Genomic DNA, 18,689 nt, shown 5'->3' with positions numbered 1-18,689 from the left:
TATGTCCGAAAGAAAATGCTTGGTATGCGGTGAAAAACTTGTAGGCCGCATCGACCAAAAATACTGTTCCGACCATTGTAGAAACGACTACAACAACCGATTGAACCGAGATAGCAAGAACTTGGTGCGCAACATCAACAATAAGCTTCGCAAAAACTACAGGATATTGGATAGTTTCCCACTACGTGACGGCAAGACCAAGACCACTAAAATGCGGTTGCTGGACAAAGGTTTTGATTTTGAATATATAACCAACCTTTACACTACCAAAAAGGGAAGTACCTACTACTTTGTATATGATTTAGGGTACTTGCCACTTGATAATGATTATTACATGATCGTGAAAAGAGAGTAAGCCCCGGCTTATTTATTTCCAACTATGGGAAGTTAGTTTTAAGGCCGCAATCACAATATCCTTTCGGCTGATCTGTCCCACGAGGATATCGTTCTTCATTACGGGTAATCTACGCCTGTTGTGCCTGTCAAAAACACCTGCCGCGTCAAAAATGGACATATCGTGCGGAATAGTCTCCACATTTTTGGTCATAAAACGTTCAACGCTCTTATCCAAAATAGGTTGATTAAAGTATCTGCTCTCCGAAATTTGCTTCATACAATCCGCCTCGGAAATAATACCTACCAAAAAACCATTGTTATCCACAACCGGACCACCGGAAATATGGTGTTTGGCAAAAGTCTCCATCACTTCCAAAATGGACTGGTCTGGAGAAAAGGTGATCAATTTTTTGGTCATGTAATCCTCCACCAAAATTGGGGCATTGTACTTTTTCTTGTTCTCCTCCTTGCTTCGTACGCCTTGAAAACTTTTGATTGCCATATGGTTAGATTTTAAAGTTGAGTAATAAATATAGACTTTTTTGGCGAATAACCTAATTTTACATGTCAAAATATAAGAACCTTTCATAATTTCATACATTTAGACACCAACACCGCTATACCATGAAATTTTCTCGAACCCTTGCCCTAATTCTGCTATTTTTTGCCGTGTATTGGAGTTTTAAATCTTTAATGCCTTCCTATAAACCCAATAAGGAGGTTTCTTTACAATCCTTTTCTACGGATAGGGCCCTGACCCATGTAGAACAGTTATCCAAAGAACCCCATGCCGTTGGTTTTCCGGGACATGAAAGAGCCAAAAGCTACATTATTTCCGAATTGAAAAAAATGGGTTTGGAGACCATTACGCAAGAAGGCTACACCGCAGGTGATTGGGGCAATTTGAGCAGGGCTACCAATATTTTGGCCAGAATTGAAGGCAGCGGAAATGGAAAAGCATTGCTTTTACTTTCACATTACGATAGCAGTCCGCATTCTTCCCACGGAGCTAGTGATGCTGGTAGCGGTGTCGCTACGATTTTGGAAGGCATCAGGGCATTTTTGAGCGAAAACAAGGTTCCTAAGAACGATATCATCATATTAATAACCGATGCCGAGGAGCTTGGGCTTAATGGGGCCGATCTTTTTGTAAACAAGCATCCTTGGGCCAAAGATGTGGGACTCGCCCTAAATTTTGAAGCCCGGGGCAGTGGCGGTCCAAGCTACATGCTTATTGAAACCAACAGGGGCAACGGCACTTTAATAAAAGAGTTTAAAAAAGCCAATCCTAAATATCCCGTAGCAAATTCGTTGGCCTATAGCATTTATAAAATGCTCCCTAACGATACGGATCTCACCGTTTTTAGGGAAGATGGTGATATCGAAGGTTTCAACTTTGCGTTTATTGATGACCATTTTGATTATCATACCGCTTTGGACAATTACGAAAGATTGGACAGAAACACCTTGGCGCACCAAGGCAGTTATTTAATGCCCTTGCTTGCCTATTTTAGTAATGCCGACCTGAACAACCTAAAAAGTTTGAACGATGAAGTTTACTATAACCTCCCGTTCTACAACATGGTCTCCTACCCTTTTGAATGGATTTGGCCCATGTTCGGTGTGGCAGTCTTGGCATTTGTCCTGTTACTTTTTTCTGGGTTCAAAAAAAAGAAACTCAATACCAAGGACATTTTTAAGGGGTTTGTACCCGTACTGATCACCCTGATCGTCAATGGACTGGTAGGCTATTTTTGTTGGTCCGTAATTACTTGGTGGTATCCAAGTTTTAAGGACATGCTGCATGGCTTTACCTATAATGGCCATACCTACATTGCCGTTTATGTTATGTTTTCTCTATTTGTGTGCTTTTACACCTATCATAAATTCCGAAAAACCAGTACGCCCAATTTATTGGTGGCACCTCTATTTATTTGGTTGCTTATCTGCGGATTGGTAGCACATTATTTAAAAGGTGCCAGCTTTTTTATTGTTCCCTTGTTCGGGTTGTTGGCAGGACTTTTGGTGACCATTAATCAAGAAAAGCCCAATCCGTTCCTAATGGTGTTTTTGGCATTGCCCGCGGTGCTCATTTATTCGCCATTCATCAAAATGTTCCCTGTTGGCCTTGGTTTAAAAATGATGGTTGCCGCAACCCTTTTTACAACGCTTCTATTTTTCTTGGCACTTCCATTTTTTGGTCAATTAAAGAGCAAGGGCAGATTGGCTTACCTCTTCTTGTTCCTCTTCTTCGCTTTTGGCATTTCCAGCCATATTCAATCCGATTTTAATGAGGAAAGACCAAAACCAAGCAGTCTGCTGTATGTTTATAATGCAGATACCGATTCCACGCTTTGGGCCACTTACGATAACGTATTGATTGATTGGAACGGCCAGTTTTTGGGAGATGGAAAAAGAAAACCCGAAGCGGAGACCATTTCCAGCAAATACCGTACAAATCTTAATTATGTGGCCAATGCACCAAAGAAAGATATTAAAACTCCCTACATTGATACTGTAATGGATACCATCATCGGAGAAAACAGGGTTATCGAACTCTGTATCACGCCAAAAAGAGATGTAAATCGGCTTGAGGTATTTACAAATCCAATTGATATAACATCTGCCAAAGTGAACCAGATTGCATTATCCCCCTATTTCTTGGAGAATAGAAAGAGTAGATTGGTGACACACTATATTACCAACAATGATTTCACGGAATTACAACTGGAATTTCCAAAAGATTCCATTTTGGAGCTCACTTTGTATGAAGCTTCCAATAACCTTTTAACACATCCCGATTTTAGCATCCCGGAGCGGCCGAAAAACAGTATTCCCATGCCTTTTGTGCTAAATGATGCTATATTGAGTATAAAAACCTTACGATTTGACTAAAAAGATAGGAATAATGGGTTGTGGATGGCTTGGTTTGCCCTTGGCCAAAAAATTGATTGAAAAAGGGTACACCGTTCACGGAACCACTACATCTTCCAGTAAATTAAAAGTTTTACAAGATGAGGGAATAACTCCTTTTACAGTACGTTTATCCGAAACAGGTATCGATGGAGACATTGAAGGGTTTCTTTCCGACATCAAAACCTTGATCATCAATGTGCCACCCAAACTACGGGGCAAGCAAACCGAAAGTTTTGTGGAAAAGATGAAATTTTTGCGTGCAGAAATCAAAAAAAGTGAGGTTTCCCATATCCTATTTGTAAGCAGTACCGCTGTTTATGGGGATGCCGAAGGAGAGATTACCGAAGCATCCCCTACCCAACCTGCCACCGAATCTGGCAAACAACTTTTGGAAAGCGAAAATCTATTAGCAAATGAAGAGGGGTTCAACACGACCATCATAAGGTTTGGAGGTTTGATTGGCCCCGACCGACACCCTGTGACAATGCTTTCGGGCAGAGAAAATCTTACCAATGGCAATCATCCCATCAACCTAATTCATCTAACCGATTGTATCCACTTGATTCTCACCATTTTGGAACAAGAGTATTGGGGCGAAGTATTCAACGGCGTATATCCACATCATCCCAAAAAACAAGTGTATTATTTCGAAGAAGCTCAGAAAAGAGGCTTGCCCGCACCGTTGTACAAAACAGAATCGATCAAAAAAGAAGGCAAAATAGTTTTGAGCAAGAATTTTTTGGATAAGGGCCACCTTTTTACCACCTCCATCATTTCCTAAAAACCCTGCAATTACTTATCGAATTCTTAACAGGCTGGTTAGGAATATTTTGTTAGATTTGGCGCACTAAATTGAAGATCAATGAAAAAGACTGTACTCTTATTGCTCCTATTGGTGGGGTTTAGTGGTATTTCCCAAACCAACAACGCGCTTGTAGAACATTACAAGGCTTATTACAAAGAAATGCGTTTGCAGGGTGACGTAAACGGTGTTATCGGTGCTTTGACACACCTGAACGTATTGTCCCCATCCAAAGAGCGAAGGGATACTTTGGCTTTTGTTTACATGAACAATGGTCAGCACATGCAGGCCCTAAACACCATAGGTGTGGAGAAAAATGCAGATGACTCTGACCTTGCCGTACAAATCAAGGCTTTTTCTTTGAAATCTTTGAATCAGCCCAAAAGGGCATTGGAGCATTTTGAAGAGCTGAATTCACGAAATCCTTCTCCTTACTTGGCGTATGAAATGGCCGACCTTAAAATTCAAACGGGGGATATGAGTGGAGCGACCACCAACATTGAATATGGCATTGCGAATGCTACCGATGAAATGAAATATGCCTTTTATGAGCGGCAACAACCCTATGAGGTTCCCCTAAAAGCTGCATTTTATCATTTAAAAGGTTTGGCGGACTTTAATAAGGACAAGGAAAACATTGATGCAGCCATCGCTTCTATTGACGAAGCACTTAAAATTGCACCTAACTTTAACCTGGCAAGTTTGAGCAAGCAGGCTTTGGAATCGAGAAAAAAAGAAGCTACAGCGGAAACTAAAAACTAGACTATTGCTTCTTTTTTAGTTCTTGAAGCAGTTCGTTGTCCCTTTTTTCTTTGATTTGAATGAGTTCGTCCACATTTTCGTTGGGCACTGCAATCGACAATACATAATGGGCAATTTTCCATTGCCCATTTACTTTTTTCAGCACTCCGGAACCGCGACATATCTTCATTTGGGTATCCAACAGTTCATCGAACCAAGCAAAGGTCCCCGATTCATTTAAATAAATGTTGCGCTGCACCGCGGTAAAACTCCATGCTTTCCCTTGATCAAAATAAGGTTTAGAGAATTTTCTAAATGCTTCGTTCTGCCAATTTTCCATGGCATCGGTTCCCAAAAAAACACCGTCTTTGGTCATTTTGCCAAAATAGGCATCAAAATCTGCGTTGGCAGCGGCCAAGTGCCAGCTGTCCAATACCTCGTTGACCTTTTTCTTTTCCGTATGCTGGGCAAGAATGGTCATGGAAACCAGCAACAATCCCGTTACTAAAATTTTATGCTTCATCTAAAATCAATTTTTTGTCCAACTGACTGTTCATGATCACATTCAACTGTTTGCGCATGGAGTTGTAGGCATCCAATACTTTTACAGTTGGCTCCGTGGTCGGCTGATTTTCAAGAATACTAGCCTTTGTCTTGTACAAAAAAGTACGCAGTACCCTTTGCCTGCTCTTCACTTGAAAGGTATCGAACAGTTCTGGATATTCTCCATCGGCCATTTTTTTCTCCTTTTCGATAAGGTCGTCAATGGCCAGGGCCAGATCTTCGTTGTTTGTGGCTTTATAGAGTACGTCCATACTGGCATTCAAATCCTTGAATTGCTGCCATTCTTCAACAATTGCAGTTGCATCGGGATTTATACTGACTTTCTCGGGCATTTTCCGATAATTGAACTCCAATTCTTGGCTTTCAACTTCAGCTATGGCTTTTTCAGTCTTTTTACATGCCCCCAAAACTGAGAATAGGATAAGTATGCCTAACAATTTTCGCATAAGCGAATGTACAAATTTTAATAAAGGGTATCTTTGCCGTGAAACTAAATTAACTTTGATTTTAATGCACAAACCCATTTTAATAATCGGCGCATGTGGCCAAATAGGAACTGAACTGACCTTTGAACTCCGAAACAAATACGGAGCTGAAAATGTGATTGCCAGCGATATTAGGGAAGGCAGCAACGCATTGATGCAGTCCGGCCCTTTTGAGCTTTTGGATGCTACCAACTATGCTGCAATTGAGGATGTGGTGATGCATTATGAAATTGACGAGGTTTATTTAATGGCGGCCATGCTGAGCGCTACCGCGGAGAAATTTCCGATGCGTGCGTGGAACCTTAACATGAACTCGCTCTTTAATGTGCTCAACTTGGCCAAGGAAAAGAAAATATCCAAGGTGTTCTGGCCTTCGAGCATAGCAGTATTTGGCCCCAATACACCCAAAAAAGATACACCACAAAACACCATAATGGAGCCTAGCACGGTTTACGGCATAAGCAAGCAGTCCGGTGAGAGGTGGTGCGAGTACTACCACAAAAAATATGGGGTCGATGTTAGAAGTGTTCGTTATCCTGGTTTGATAAGCTGGAAAACCATGCCTGGTGGCGGTACAACGGACTATGCTGTGGAAATTTACCATGAAGCCCTTAATAAAGGAACGTACGAGTGTTTTTTGAACGGAGATACCGAACTTCCGATGATGTACATGGACGATGCCATAAGGGCTACCATAAGATTAATGGACAGTCCTTCGGAAAAAATTAAGGTGCGATCATCCTATAATTTGGGAGGAATGAGTTTTACGCCGAAGGATATGGCAAAAAGTATTGAAAAGCATATCCCTGGTTTTAAAGTAAGTTATGCTCCCGATTTTAGGCAAGAAATTGCCGATTCTTGGCCAAGCAGCATTGATGATTCTGCCGCAAGAGAGCAATGGGGTTGGGAACCTAGATTTGATTTGGACCAAACTACCGAGGAAATGCTTAAAAATCTAAAGGAATAATAAATTATTCTTCTTCGGAATCTGAAAAGTCCTCATCGCCCTCAGGGATTTTTTCAAAATCCTCCGAATCAAAATCTTCGCTATCATCTTCGTCAAAGTCGGCCATGGTCCGCTCCAATTTGGAACTGATCTTTACGAGGTATTTGGTATCCTGAGTGGATACTTCCACGGCTTCTATGGATTCTCCTTTTAGGTTCTTGAAGTTGATTACATCATCGTCTCCATATCCATCGGGGTATTTTTCCACCAAAAGCTTGAGCACCTCCGAGGTCAATTTTTTATAGTCTACAATTACGCGTTTGAGGTTATCCATGATGCTGTGGTTACTTCTTGCCCTAAGTTAGAACAAATGTGATTGTATTGAAAAATTATAAAAAAAATCTTGTGTTGTCAAAATTGAAATGATTTTATCGACCAAATATGGTGTGAACCTGAAGATAGTATTAAAAAAGGGTTAAGAAGGAGTACATAAAAAGATTAAGTTAAGGAAATCATTGAACCTTGAACTTTGTCACCACTTTTACAGGCTGCATTCTAGCTGTAAAGCCTTCAATTACAATCTCAAATTCCCCTTCGAGGTCAGATGTATAAAATTCCAAAGTAGTTGTAGGTTCCCCTAGTTCCAAATTAGGCTCCCACAACAATTGCTGTCTAAAATCTGGAATTGTCCCAAAGGTTTTACTCCCATAATTTTGTTTGAAATACTTTTTTTGAGGTTTGGGCCTTAGCAATGATATTTTATTTAAATATGTTTTCTGATAATTCTCTGCAAAATCAGAATCAAACGTTTTTACATCAAAAACTCCTTGAAAAATTTGGCCTCCTACAACATATTGGTTTCTGGCCAATCTTATGGTCTCTACCCTTTTTACATCATAGTCTATTAAATCCTCATGGTCTTGGAGCAGAATTCCATCAACAATTATCAACGGATTGTACCCCACATCCATATTGGTGGCCTCAAAATCCCTGACAAAGATGTTCTCCTCTCCCTCATTATTTGAAGCGATCCAGGCATTATCCACTATCTCCACCAAAGTTTCCCTAAAAGTGGGGAACCGTGTATACTCATCTAAATTGTACTCTATAAAATTATTGCCGTAGATGGGTATAAAATTATTGTTCAACTTTACGGTATCGGGTTTACTATTGAAATATGCATTTTCTATTTGATTATGGGTACTTCGTTCCTCAATCAATTTTTTCATGCCCTTATTTAAAACAAAATGTTTTGATGGGCTTCTCCTCAAATTTAATTCGGGAACCGAGGCAACCTCAACCGAGTATTGGTCCTTATCAACACCCCATACCTGAAAAATTGATTCTGTATCCAAGTTTTCCGAATGCAACGAAAACCTAAACTTACCTTCTGAATCTGTAGTGACCATCTTAAACGAATATTGGTTTCCTGGTAAGGAAAAAACCACCTTTTTGTTCATTGTTTGCAAGCCATTAATACTGGAAAGGCGACCTGCAACCATTTCTCCCCTTAAATCGGGTAAATAATCATTGCTTGCCTCGTCTAAATCCACTAATTTATAGTTCTTAGTGTAATCTACTGGCGAGATTCTGTCACCATAAGTAAGTTCTTTGGATAGTTTTCGTACTGATATTGAGTATATTCCGGAATTATTTGGTTTGGTTTCAACCTTTAATCTCACTTTTTCTCTTTTCCCATATTGTGATTTATCCAAGGCCAACCCCAAATCCTTGCTCAAGGTTTTTGTAGCTTCCTTGTTTAAATTCATTAGACCATCATCCAATGAGTCTTTGCCTTTTGATTCCCAAAACACTTTTTGATCATTGGTATAGGGGTTCAAAACAACAACATCATCTGCAAAAAAAGTGTCGCTTGGCCAGTTTTTCATATAGGCTGTGTAGGCCACAAAGGTGTAATGACCAGAATCCAAATTGGTCGGCACAAAAATGTCTCCCTGCCCCATTCCATCGACCAGTTTTACCTTTTGAATTATTTTACGCTCCCCATCCCCGTCCAAAAGCTCTACATAGGCAATTTTACTTGTTTTTGAAAGGGATTGATTCTTTTTGCTGAGAGCATACAACTTAAAATGAAGATACTCGCCCGTGAACAGAAGGTTGGTATTATAATGGACATAGACGCCCTCCGTACCAATATCTTTGATCAAATTAGAATATGCGGAATAAGGCATATTGGACTGGCCCGCAGCAACCGCAACGAGGAAAAAAGTCATTATTTGTAACACATACTTTTTTAGCATTGTCATATCCAATTATTGTTCTTCCCAAAAATCCGGTACTTCGTTGGAACCAAATAAGGTGCAATCCACACATCTAGCAGGAGCAACTTGATAGACGAGGGGCGGGTCTTCCCCAATATATTTGTATTGACCACTCTGAACCCGTTGAAAAAGTTCAGGGTCGGAAAGTGAACTATAACGGTCGAACTCACAATCATCCAAAAATGGGATATCGTTCCCAAAAATTTCTTGGAAACTGAAAAAGAACCGATTTGTGGTAAAGGAGACCACCTCAAAAAGACCTACTACCTTAACACTATCATCGTTCATATGCCTAACGTTCCCAACTATAAGACCGGGTTGGGGCTGAGAAAACAGATTATCACTACTGGAAAAGCTCTTCAAGGTTTGATAAAACTCATGAGATACACTGGTTTGGGCGTATTGCTTTACTAAAATACTATATCTATGTGCTATTCTTCTATCCCTTCGTTCTATAAAACGAACGGGGAAATCCACGACCTCGTCTTCAGCCAAGTTATTGGTTTCAGCAATCAGGATTCTATTGGATGTTTCGGTAACATAACACACCCTTTCCTCCTTTTCCTTGTAAACGATTTCGAGAAGCGGCGGTGACTCGGAAACAATCCTAAAGCCCTGCAATGGCTTATAAAAAGATTCCCATCTATAGGTTTCCTCGTACTCATATCTAAAATATCCTTCATTATCGCCCGTGGATGTTCCATCCACATAAATTTCGACCCCATCTTCTCCATCCTCGTTCAAAACCCTCTTGGCCGTTATCTCATCTATTGTTGTTGGGGCCGTTAATTGTACTTGGGGCGAAGCAAACGTTTCACCCTTTTCATCCGTAACCCTTAATTGATAATCTATCCCCGTCTCTGCCGCGAACCCAACAGTAGATCGGTAAACCCCGGGCGATGCTTCCTCAAATTGAATTGAACTGGCATTATTTACCAGAACCTCCACCATTGCTCCGGAAACCTGTACTTCGTCATCACCTTCTTCGTAGCTTCTGGTAATAAAAATTTCGTGGCGTTTGGTCTCTGTGGTAATACTGGCATTGATTATCAGGATATCTTCAAAGTCCGTTGTCTCTACTTCAAAAGGCTCAGTACAGGCGCTAATGGCCAGTAAAACTCCTGTGACTAACAAAAAGATAAAACGATTTCCTGTTGGCATACTGAGCGGTTTCAAAATTTAAAATTGTAGGTTATGGAAGGAACCGGTATTGAGAAAATAGAGCTCTTATAAGCCTCAACATTTCCATTCTCTGTGACATAAAAAACCGAGTAAGGGTTGTTCCTGCCCAAAACATTGTATACAGAAATGGTCCAAAAGCTATGTCCAACCTTATTGAGCTTGTGGTTCCCTTCTATATTAAAACCGAGGTCCAACCTATAAAAATCAGGGATTCGGTAGCTGTTTCTATCACTATAAACGGCATATTCAGCATCATTAAAAGTAAAATTGCCCACGGGAACAGTAACAGGTCTACCGGTTTGGTACACAAAATTTGCGGACAGACTAAATCTTTTGGTAAACTTGTAATTGGCCACCATACTCAAATCGTGAGGTTTATCAAAATTCGAGGGGAAAAACTCTCCATTGTTCACTCTTTCCTCTTCGAACTCACTATCCAATTTTAAAAAGGAACGTGAATAGGTATAACCCAGCCAACCGTTTAATTTACCCCTGTTTTTTCTTAACAAGAATTCTACCCCATAAGATTTCCCTTCCCCTTGCAATACTTCGGTTTCCACATTCTCATTCATCAATAGCTGTGCTCCCGTTTTAAAATCCAATACCTTGTCGCTTGTTTTATAAAACCCTTCCAAGCTTATTTCGTAGGCATTGGCATCCAGGTTTTTAAATACTCCAAAGGAATATTGATGTCCTGTTTGAGGTTCAATGTTCAAATCGGAGAGTTTCCATGTATCAATTGGCGAAATTGTAGTGTTATTGGTAAGTATGTGAACGTACTGAATGGATCTGTTGTATCCTGCTTTTAAAGATAGACTGGGGGTAAGTAGGTATCGTGCTCCTGCCCTTATCTCGGGGCCACCGTAGGTTTCTATTACTTCATTGTTGCCATATTGGATCGTGTCCCGAACAGTACCCTGATTCTTCGGAGCTCCCTCTTCGTACTCATACTGGGTTTGTTCTCCCAAAGCCATGAACGTGGAATACCTCAACCCCAAATCGACGGCAAACTTTTTGGTTATACTATAATTTGCCGATATATATGCTGCCGATTCCAAAGCCCTCTCCTTTTCCAAGGAATTGTATTCCACCGAGGATTCTTCGTTTAAGGGTTCCAAAGTTCCAGGCGCTACGGCATATAGCTTTCCTTCGACCCCGTAGTTAAATTTGAGGTCGGTGCTGTGCAAGTAATCCAAGTTTATCCTCGCTTCTGTTTCGTTGATTTTATAACCTAAGTCAAAATCATTGTTGGCCCCTCTTTCATATTCTATATTAAAAGTGTAACCGCTATTGGCAATCTGAACCTCGGATAAGTGCTTGTCGTTGAACTTATGCTGCCATCTTAGTGATACCAACCTGTTATCATAAATGTAAAGGGAGTCAGAGGAAATACTAAAATTGTCCTTACTGTAGTATGCCGTAGCCTTTATTTTGTTGTTCTCATTCACCTGATGGGTATAATTGGCCACTCCATCATAAAATGTTGCGCGACTTTTACTCAAAGATTCCTCTTTCATAGATCGTAAGATCCAGTTAGCATAAGCACCTCTGGCACCAAACATAAACGAGGATTTTCCCTTTACCACCGGAGTTTCCAAAACCAAATTGCCCGTTACAGGACCCAATGAGGCTTCACCCTTAAACTCGGAATTGTCGCCATCTTTTGTTTTAATATCAAAAACTGAAGATAAACGACCTCCAAATTTTGCTGGAATATTTCCCTTATACACCTCCAATTGCCCTATTGAAAAAGGATTAATGGCTGAAAATATTCCAAAGAAGTGCTGGGGGTTGTACATGGTGGCACCATCAAACAATACCAAATTTTGGTCTGCCTTTCCTCCCCTAACATTAAATCCTGTTGCCCCTTCACCGGCCGATGATATTCCCGGCAATGCCGTTGCAACTTTTAAGACATCCCTTTCACCAAGGACCAAAGGAATAGTTTTGCTTTCTTCACTATCGATTTCTTCTGTTCCGCTTACAGTTTCTTCAATATTTTTGTAAATATCTCCCTCCACTACCACTTCATCCAGCTGCTCAATACTTTCATTGAACTCCAAATCCAAAGTGCCATCGTTAAAAATGATGATTTCCTTTTCGGTCCTCTCTATGCCCAGCGCCCTAAACTTTAAAATATTGGATCCTATTGGTAATTCAATACGATAAAACCCCTCAAAACTAGTTACGGCAAGCAATCGGTTGTCATTGGTTGAAATGGTCATATCTGGAATTGGATCTCCAGACTCAAAGTTTGTGATATAGCCGCTAAGCGTGTACGTTTCCTTTGATTTATCGCCAGTTTCTCGACCCACCCTGATGGTTTCCATACTTTTGGAAACGCTTTCATCTCCTTTTGCATAAAATATTGGAGCCACCTTTCTGGAAGCTGACACAGTCTGGACTTCTGCTGAATCTTTTCCAAAAAATCCTTCGGGAAGGTTACTGTAAATATTGTTATTGTTGGTAAGTATTATTTTATTGGGCGGATACAGAAAATAATTCACCATTGTGCCTTTCAATAGGTCTGCCACAATATACTCTATATTTTCATTGGTATATTTTTTTTGAATTAGACTGTCCGTAAACCAATTCTGCAGATAATAAATTTGATAATCTGTGTCCGAATTAATTTTTTGCAGAGCTTCTAAATGGGAAACGTTCTCAAAAGTGAAAGACAGCTCCTTTTCGTTAAATTGGGAATATGATATCTTGAAAACCAAGACAAACAGAATCAAGACTAAATAATTTCTCATAATTCTGTTGGGTTTACCAATTTATTGAACAACAGTTTAAAAAAGGTATCCTTGTCAGTTTTAAATGCTATCCTATTCTGCTTAAATAAATCCCTAAGCTCTTTCTTTTGGTCAACAAAAACATTGTTCCATTGGTTTTTTGTGTTTGCTTTTATAAGTTCTTCCCCAAACAACAAAATGTAATCTATGCTTTCTTCATATTCAGTGATCACTTGACTTTCCCGTCTTGATTGCACGCTCTTCTTTCTATACTTTTTTAGCAACAAATTACCTTCTTCGCTTTCCAGAACCTCCAAATATCCATATTGTTGGCTGTCCCTCAATGTAGAAGGCAGGCGTATAAAACGGTGCCCATCGATTGTAAATTCTTTAACCTTGTTTTTTACAAGTCGGACCAACAGCCCGGTCGGGTTAAATTTTGGGGTGATCAAAAGCTCATCCAAATGAACATTGTATTTGAGATTTTGCTCAAAATAGGGTTGTTCATCAAAGATGATGTCCCCTTTCAAAAAATTGGTTTCTAAAAAATATGCATGTGTATCGGAAGCACCTGTCGACCTTTCCTTAAATATGGGACCATTGTACAATGCCATGTTTTGCTCCCCGACAATAGAGTCGAACGTTGAGTAAACTTTAGGTGCTGTTATTTTATTTGTTTGGCCTTGTGCCAACAAAGAGGTAGAAAAGATAAGTATAAGAACCATCAACTGAATAGAAGTATCCCTCTTGAAAGTGCTAACATTATGTCTCTTGTTGTTATTTTTTATCAATCTGGATAAAACTATTTTCAATGGTAAATATAAGATTTTAGTTATTTTAAAGCTGTAGCTATTTATTTGAATCCCACAAAATTCATAAAATATTTTCCTGCTCACCTTTACTCAAACGAATTCTAGAGGAATCTTTTTAAAATTCATGCAAAAAAATGTTGGATTAGTATTTAAGACTCATTGCTTTCAAAATTTATACTGGAAAGCTTTGATAAGCACTTGCTATCAATTGTAAATGCATAATCGGCAAATACAAACAAAAAAAATGGACTGCCCCAGATTTGTGCCTAACAGGGTCCCCAATCGACCAGAAGATAGTATTAAAAAAGAGCAAGAGATGAGAACTGTTAAGGGAGCATCAATAAGGTGGAGACCGAATTAGGGCTCATTGTCACGGTACACAACCTTAAAGAAATAACTTTTAGGGCATGTAGACCCTCTAGCCCAATTTTATCCAAATGAAATCGAAACAGTAAAGCATACACCCACAAAAACCTTAATTAAAAAGACCGCCTATATATTTTTAGGCGACCTCTTTATATGCTACACGAAGGATTATATGTTACTGTTGGGCCATTTCTAGGTTAATGGTAATTTCCACCTCATCGCCCAAAGTAGGCGTGTCGCCACCAACACCAAACTCCAATCGGTTAATAGTTCCGGTCAGTTTGAGCCCTGCTTTCAATTTTTGGCTTCGCTGGTCAGTAATTATCCCGTTCACTTTTCCTTCCAAGCTTACCGGTTTGGTAACACCGTGCATACTAAGGTCTCCGGTCAGTTTAAAGGTATTGTCCCCTGTTTTTTCAAAATTGGTGCTTTTAAAGGTAATGGAAGGATACTTTTCAGCATCAAAAAAATCAGCACTTCTTAAATGGTCGTCGCGTCTATCGTTATCCGTATCAATACTGGTTGTTTTAATGTCAACGGTAAATTCAGCCTCGTCAAAGGTATCGGTTGCGGTCGCTATTATGTCAAAGTCGCTAAAATGTCCTTCTATTTCCGATATCATTAAATGGGTAATGCCAAAACCTACCTTGGAGTGTGCTCCATCCGATTTCCATGTAGATTGTGCCACAACCATAAAAGAGGTTAAGAATGCCAGTGCGAGAAATGTCTTCTTCATTGTTGAGTGATTTAAGTGTTAGTGATATTGTTTTTTTTAAACTTGTGAGTCTTCATATTTGACGATGACCCGGTTTAAATATGGACCATCAGAATGTGAATTGTAAATATTTTCCGTGAACGACATAGGTTAACCCTCAATCAACCAATTAATTATGAATGACAAGAAGTAAAATGTCGTTTAGGGGGTAAATTTGGTTGTTGGTAAAACTGCTTTTCATTTACAACAGTTTTATCTATAGTTTTGGCTCTAATTAATTATTGTGTATTGATTTCTAAAAAAGAACTTCTTTTTCAAATAGTGCTCCACATACTAGTGCTGCTGTTTTTTTCTTTTGAAAGACATACAGGAAGCATAGTTGTGCACCGGGCTATATTCCTTTTGTTTTACGCCCTTGCCACTGTAGCGATTACGTATTACCTCATGCCCAAATTTTTGTACAAAAAAAAATATTGGCAATTCTTTTTAGGAGCCGGCATGGTCGTAGCGATGATAATTACCATAGAAGAAACGGTTTTGGAGCCTCTTATATTTCCCAATACAAAAAGGGCGGATACTTTCCCAGGGATCTATATCTCCCTTTTAGGGGTTTTGCCCGTAATGTTCATTCTTTCTGGGTGCAAATTTGGTTGGGATGCCCTAAAAAAACAAGCTCAAATAGATGAACTCGAAACGACCATACAAGAAAGCGAACTGCAATTTTTGCGAAGTCAGATAAACCCCCATTTTTTGTTCAATAATTTGAACAACCTTTATTCTTATGCCTTGCAGGAATCGCCAAAGACCCCAGAGATCATTCTTGAAATGAGCGGGGTACTGCGGTATATGTTGTACGAATCCAAGGAACAGTTTGTACCTTTAAAAAAGGAATTGGAGCAATTGGGCAACTTTATCCGGTTGTACAAACTGCAGATAGAGGATAGGGGCGAGGTTCGGTTTGATGTGGACAAGATTGAAGGGGAGTATAAGATCGCACCCTTGATCTTGATTGTATTTATTGAAAATGCTTTTAAGCACAGTCAGTCCGGCCAATCATCCGATATCGAAATAGACATATCCGTAAAACTGAGTAATGCTACATTGGAGTTTAGTTGCAAGAACAACTATGAACCGGGATTTAGCCTGGACAGTGTTGCAAAGGGGATAGGTTTAAAGAACGTACGAAAACGCCTTGAACTGTTGTACCCTAAAAAACATGTTTTAAAAATAGAAGAGGCCGACAATTCCTATAATGTGTTCCTAAGATTGGAATTGGAAAAAGTATAGGTTATGAGGTGTATTATTGTTGAAGACCAACCGCCTGCACAGCGAATTTTAAGAAAATTTATCCAAGATGTACCCACCTTGGAGTTGGTAGATGTATTTTCCGATGGGCTGAAGGCGATGGAATTCTTGAATACCGATTCGGTGGATTTGATGTTTTTGGACATCCATTTGCCTAAAATTAACGGGTTGGATTTCTTAAAAAGTATTCCGGAACCGCCACAGGTTATCTTGACCACTGCTTTTTCCGAATACGCCCTTGAAGGATACGACCTGAATGTTGTGGATTACCTGCTAAAACCATTTTCTTTCCAGCGTTTTTTGCAGGCCATAAACAAAGTAAACGCCAAGCACGAACATATCATATCTAAAAACGATACTCCGCCCCTTGCGGAAATCTACGTAAAATCCAGCCACGAACATATCAAGGTATTGATAAAGGACATTTTTACGATTACTTCAGATTCCGATTATACCGAAATCCACTTCAAGGAAAAGAAAATATTGTCCAATGAGCCACTACGCCACTGGGTAGAGGTATTGGGCGGCAGCCAATTTTATCAAATACACAAATCCCATATCATCAACACCAAAAAGATTGATAGGATCTCGGGTAATTTAGTTTTGTTGACCAATGGTGCCAAAATACCTATGGGGAGGGCATACAAAGACAATTTCTTAAAAAACATATTGCAATAAAAAAAGTCTAAAAAGTATTGAAACGCGTCATTCTGAATTTATTTCAGAATCCCATCACGTTGGTAAACAAACAATCATGAGAACCTGAAACAAGTTCAGGTTGACGACAATTGACTTTTTAGACCTCTTTTGTTTCCATTCAATCGGTTCTACTTAGCAAAGTAGATATAGATGGCAATTACAATAAAAGCGATAAACCCACTTGCCAGTTTTACATGTTTCCAAGGCTCTATGGATACCTGTTTGGTGTACTCCAGTTGGAAAGGTTCCTTTCTTGGATAGAATTTTCCAATAATCAGCATAATAATGATGTTGGAAACGAACAATATGGCCATTACATGAAGATAATGCGGATATGCTCCAGCCTCTACCATGTTTAGTTCAGCAGGGTCGGTAATTCCATTTGCCTTAGCTTCGGCAAGGGCATTAGCTACCATTTTGGGACCAATAATAAATTGGCTGATGATATAAAGAACGGATCCTGAAAGGATACCGATTTTAGCTGCAATGGCAGGGACCCTTTTTGTAAGATATCCAACTACAATGATCGTGAAAATCGGGATACTGTATATTCCGTTGATTTCTTGTAGATAGTTGAACAAACTACCAGCATTGGCAATGAGCGGGGCGATAAACATGGCTGCTAGTGCCAAACATACGCCAAACACCTTACCATATTTTACCACGGTCGTTTCAGATGCATTTTTATTGATGTGCTGTTTGTAGATATCTATCCCGAACAAGGTAACCGAACTGTTGAGCACACTATTAAAAGAGCTCAGGATAGCACCGAACAGAACTGCCGCAAAAAAGCCCATCAGCGGTTTTGGCAGTACTGCCCTAACCAGTTCCGGATAAGCAAGGTCGCTGCTTGCAAGTCCTCCTTCAAAATAGTAGTAGGCGATCATTCCGGGCAATACCAAAATGATTGGTCCCAAAATTTTTAAGAATGCCGCCAATAAAAGTCCTTTTTGCCCTTCCGCCAAGTTTTTGGCGCCCAATCCACGCTGAATGATCTGTTGGTTGGTGCCCCAATAAAAAAGCTGAACCAGCATCATTCCGGTAAAAATAGTGGCAAAGGGGACTTCTTGTCCGGGGTTTCCTGTAGAATCGAAACGTTCGGGGTTGGCGGCCATTAAGGTTTCCAGCCCTCCCAAAACACTTCCATCGCCTATCGCCATCAAACCAAAAACAGGAATCAGTATTCCCCCGATTATAAGTCCGACCGCGTTGATACTGTCCGAAACGGCAACTGCTTTCAATCCACCAAAAACGGCATAAATGGATCCTATGATACCAATTCCCCAGATACAAATTACCAAGGCAGTGGAATCCGAGACCCCAAGTAATCCAGGAACATCGAACATGCCGCTTATGGCCACCGATCCAGAATAAAGAATTACTGGCAGCAATACCACCACATACCCCGTTAGGAACAATCCAGAGGTTATGGTTTTTGTGGTAACATCAAAACGCTTGGCCAAAAACTGGGGTACCGTAGTTAGCCCGCCTTTTAAATAGCGTGGCAGCAAAAATAATGCTGTGACCACAATGGCAAGCGCGGCCAAGGTTTCCCAGGCCATTACCGAAAGACCATCTTTATAGGCGCTCCCATTAAGGCCCACTATTTGTTCCGTGGACAGATTGGTCAATAACAGGGAGCCGGCAATGACCCCTGCGGTAAGACTCCTGCCTCCCAAAAAGTAGCCGTCGGAGGAAGATTCATCTGTTTTTCTAACGGACCACCAGGATATTATCCCCACTAAAAGTGTGAATCCTAAAAACGAAATAAGTGCCATAAAATAAAGTTTGATGTTTCGGCTT

17 protein-coding genes are annotated in these 18,689 nt (G+C 40.0%); 7 read left to right on the top strand and 10 right to left on the bottom strand.

Annotated features, from left to right (window positions below; genetic code table 11):
• Position 1: 1 nt before the first annotated feature.
• The gene (locus MURRU_RS07960; protein ID WP_014032944.1) at positions 2-355 is read left to right on the top strand and encodes a hypothetical protein; all 354 of its coding nucleotides are present in this window, start codon (positions 2-4) and stop codon (positions 353-355) included.
• Positions 356-367: 12 nt separating this feature from the next.
• Here MURRU_RS07960 and MURRU_RS07955 read toward each other — a convergent pair whose 3' ends face one another.
• Positions 368-838, bottom strand: a complete 471-nt coding sequence (locus tag MURRU_RS07955; RefSeq protein WP_041801884.1) for a CBS domain-containing protein — start codon at positions 836-838, stop codon at positions 368-370.
• Between the two features lie 122 nt (positions 839-960).
• On the opposite strand from MURRU_RS07955, the gene MURRU_RS07950 reads away from it, so the two are divergent.
• From MURRU_RS07950 to MURRU_RS07940, 3 genes are all read left to right on the top strand, one after another.
• Positions 961-3,231, top strand: coding sequence for a M28 family peptidase (locus MURRU_RS07950; protein ID WP_014032942.1), 2,271 nt, complete (start codon positions 961-963; stop codon positions 3,229-3,231).
• Entirely contained in the window at positions 3,224-4,033 is an 810-nt protein-coding gene (locus tag MURRU_RS07945; RefSeq protein WP_014032941.1) for an SDR family oxidoreductase, read from the top strand. The genes MURRU_RS07950 and MURRU_RS07945 overlap by 8 nt, the downstream gene beginning before the upstream one ends.
• Before the next feature lie 81 nt (positions 4,034-4,114).
• Complete coding sequence (locus MURRU_RS07940) at positions 4,115-4,816, top strand: hypothetical protein (RefSeq protein WP_014032940.1); 702 nt, start codon at positions 4,115-4,117, stop codon at positions 4,814-4,816.
• Between the two features lies 1 nt (position 4,817).
• On the opposite strand, the gene MURRU_RS07935 is transcribed toward MURRU_RS07940, so the two are convergent.
• Both MURRU_RS07935 and MURRU_RS07930 read right to left on the bottom strand, forming a co-directional pair.
• On the bottom strand, positions 4,818-5,318 hold the full coding sequence (locus tag MURRU_RS07935; protein ID WP_014032939.1) for a nuclear transport factor 2 family protein: 501 nt from the start codon (positions 5,316-5,318) through the stop codon (positions 4,818-4,820).
• Positions 5,308-5,805: a hypothetical protein gene (locus MURRU_RS07930; protein ID WP_014032938.1), complete on the bottom strand. Its 498-nt coding sequence runs from the start codon at positions 5,803-5,805 to the stop codon at positions 5,308-5,310. Before MURRU_RS07930 ends, MURRU_RS07935 begins: the two co-directional genes overlap by 11 nt.
• A 64-nt stretch (positions 5,806-5,869) precedes the next feature.
• On the opposite strand from MURRU_RS07930, the gene MURRU_RS07925 reads away from it, so the two are divergent.
• The gene (locus tag MURRU_RS07925; RefSeq protein WP_014032937.1) at positions 5,870-6,811 is read left to right on the top strand and encodes an NAD-dependent epimerase/dehydratase family protein; all 942 of its coding nucleotides are present in this window, start codon (positions 5,870-5,872) and stop codon (positions 6,809-6,811) included.
• Positions 6,812-6,815: 4 nt separating this feature from the next.
• Here MURRU_RS07925 and MURRU_RS07920 read toward each other — a convergent pair whose 3' ends face one another.
• The 6 genes from MURRU_RS07920 to MURRU_RS07895 all read right to left on the bottom strand — a co-directional run bounded on the left by MURRU_RS07920 (position 6,816) and on the right by MURRU_RS07895 (position 14,903).
• Complete coding sequence (locus tag MURRU_RS07920; RefSeq protein WP_014032936.1) at positions 6,816-7,124, bottom strand: hypothetical protein; 309 nt, start codon at positions 7,122-7,124, stop codon at positions 6,816-6,818.
• A gap of 178 nt (positions 7,125-7,302) precedes the next feature.
• Positions 7,303-9,024: a hypothetical protein gene (locus MURRU_RS07915; protein ID WP_148261492.1), complete on the bottom strand. Its 1,722-nt coding sequence runs from the start codon at positions 9,022-9,024 to the stop codon at positions 7,303-7,305.
• A 39-nt stretch (positions 9,025-9,063) separates the two neighbouring features.
• On the bottom strand, positions 9,064-10,233 hold the full coding sequence (locus tag MURRU_RS07910; protein WP_014032934.1) for a DUF4249 domain-containing protein: 1,170 nt from the start codon (positions 10,231-10,233) through the stop codon (positions 9,064-9,066).
• Between the two features lie 11 nt (positions 10,234-10,244).
• On the bottom strand, positions 10,245-13,010 hold the full coding sequence (locus tag MURRU_RS07905) for a TonB-dependent receptor (protein ID WP_014032933.1): 2,766 nt from the start codon (positions 13,008-13,010) through the stop codon (positions 10,245-10,247).
• Complete coding sequence (locus MURRU_RS07900; protein WP_148261491.1) at positions 13,007-13,603, bottom strand: hypothetical protein; 597 nt, start codon at positions 13,601-13,603, stop codon at positions 13,007-13,009. Before MURRU_RS07900 ends, MURRU_RS07905 begins: the two co-directional genes overlap by 4 nt.
• A 739-nt stretch (positions 13,604-14,342) precedes the next feature.
• A complete protein-coding gene (locus tag MURRU_RS07895; protein WP_014032931.1) occupies positions 14,343-14,903 on the bottom strand; it encodes a YceI family protein in 561 nt (186 codons plus the stop codon).
• A 300-nt stretch (positions 14,904-15,203) separates the two neighbouring features.
• Here MURRU_RS07895 and MURRU_RS07890 point away from each other — a divergent pair, with 300 nt between their 5' ends.
• Positions 15,204-16,169, top strand: a complete 966-nt coding sequence (locus MURRU_RS07890; protein ID WP_245545073.1) for a sensor histidine kinase — start codon at positions 15,204-15,206, stop codon at positions 16,167-16,169.
• Positions 16,170-16,172: 3 nt separating this feature from the next.
• Positions 16,173-16,865 carry a LytR/AlgR family response regulator transcription factor gene (locus MURRU_RS07885; RefSeq protein WP_014032929.1) on the top strand — a complete coding sequence of 231 codons (693 nt, stop codon included), beginning with the start codon at positions 16,173-16,175 and terminating at the stop codon, positions 16,863-16,865.
• Between the two features lie 149 nt (positions 16,866-17,014).
• Here the strand turns inward: MURRU_RS07885 and MURRU_RS07880 are convergent, their stop codons facing one another.
• Entirely contained in the window at positions 17,015-18,664 is a 1,650-nt protein-coding gene (locus MURRU_RS07880) for a solute:sodium symporter family transporter (protein ID WP_014032928.1), read from the bottom strand.
• Positions 18,665-18,689 lie beyond the last annotated feature (25 nt).

It is taken from the genome of Allomuricauda ruestringensis DSM 13258, assembly GCF_000224085.1.
In the GTDB taxonomy this organism is placed as follows: domain Bacteria; phylum Bacteroidota; class Bacteroidia; order Flavobacteriales; family Flavobacteriaceae; genus Flagellimonas; species Flagellimonas ruestringensis.
This window is presented reverse-complemented; position numbering and strand designations above follow the sequence as displayed.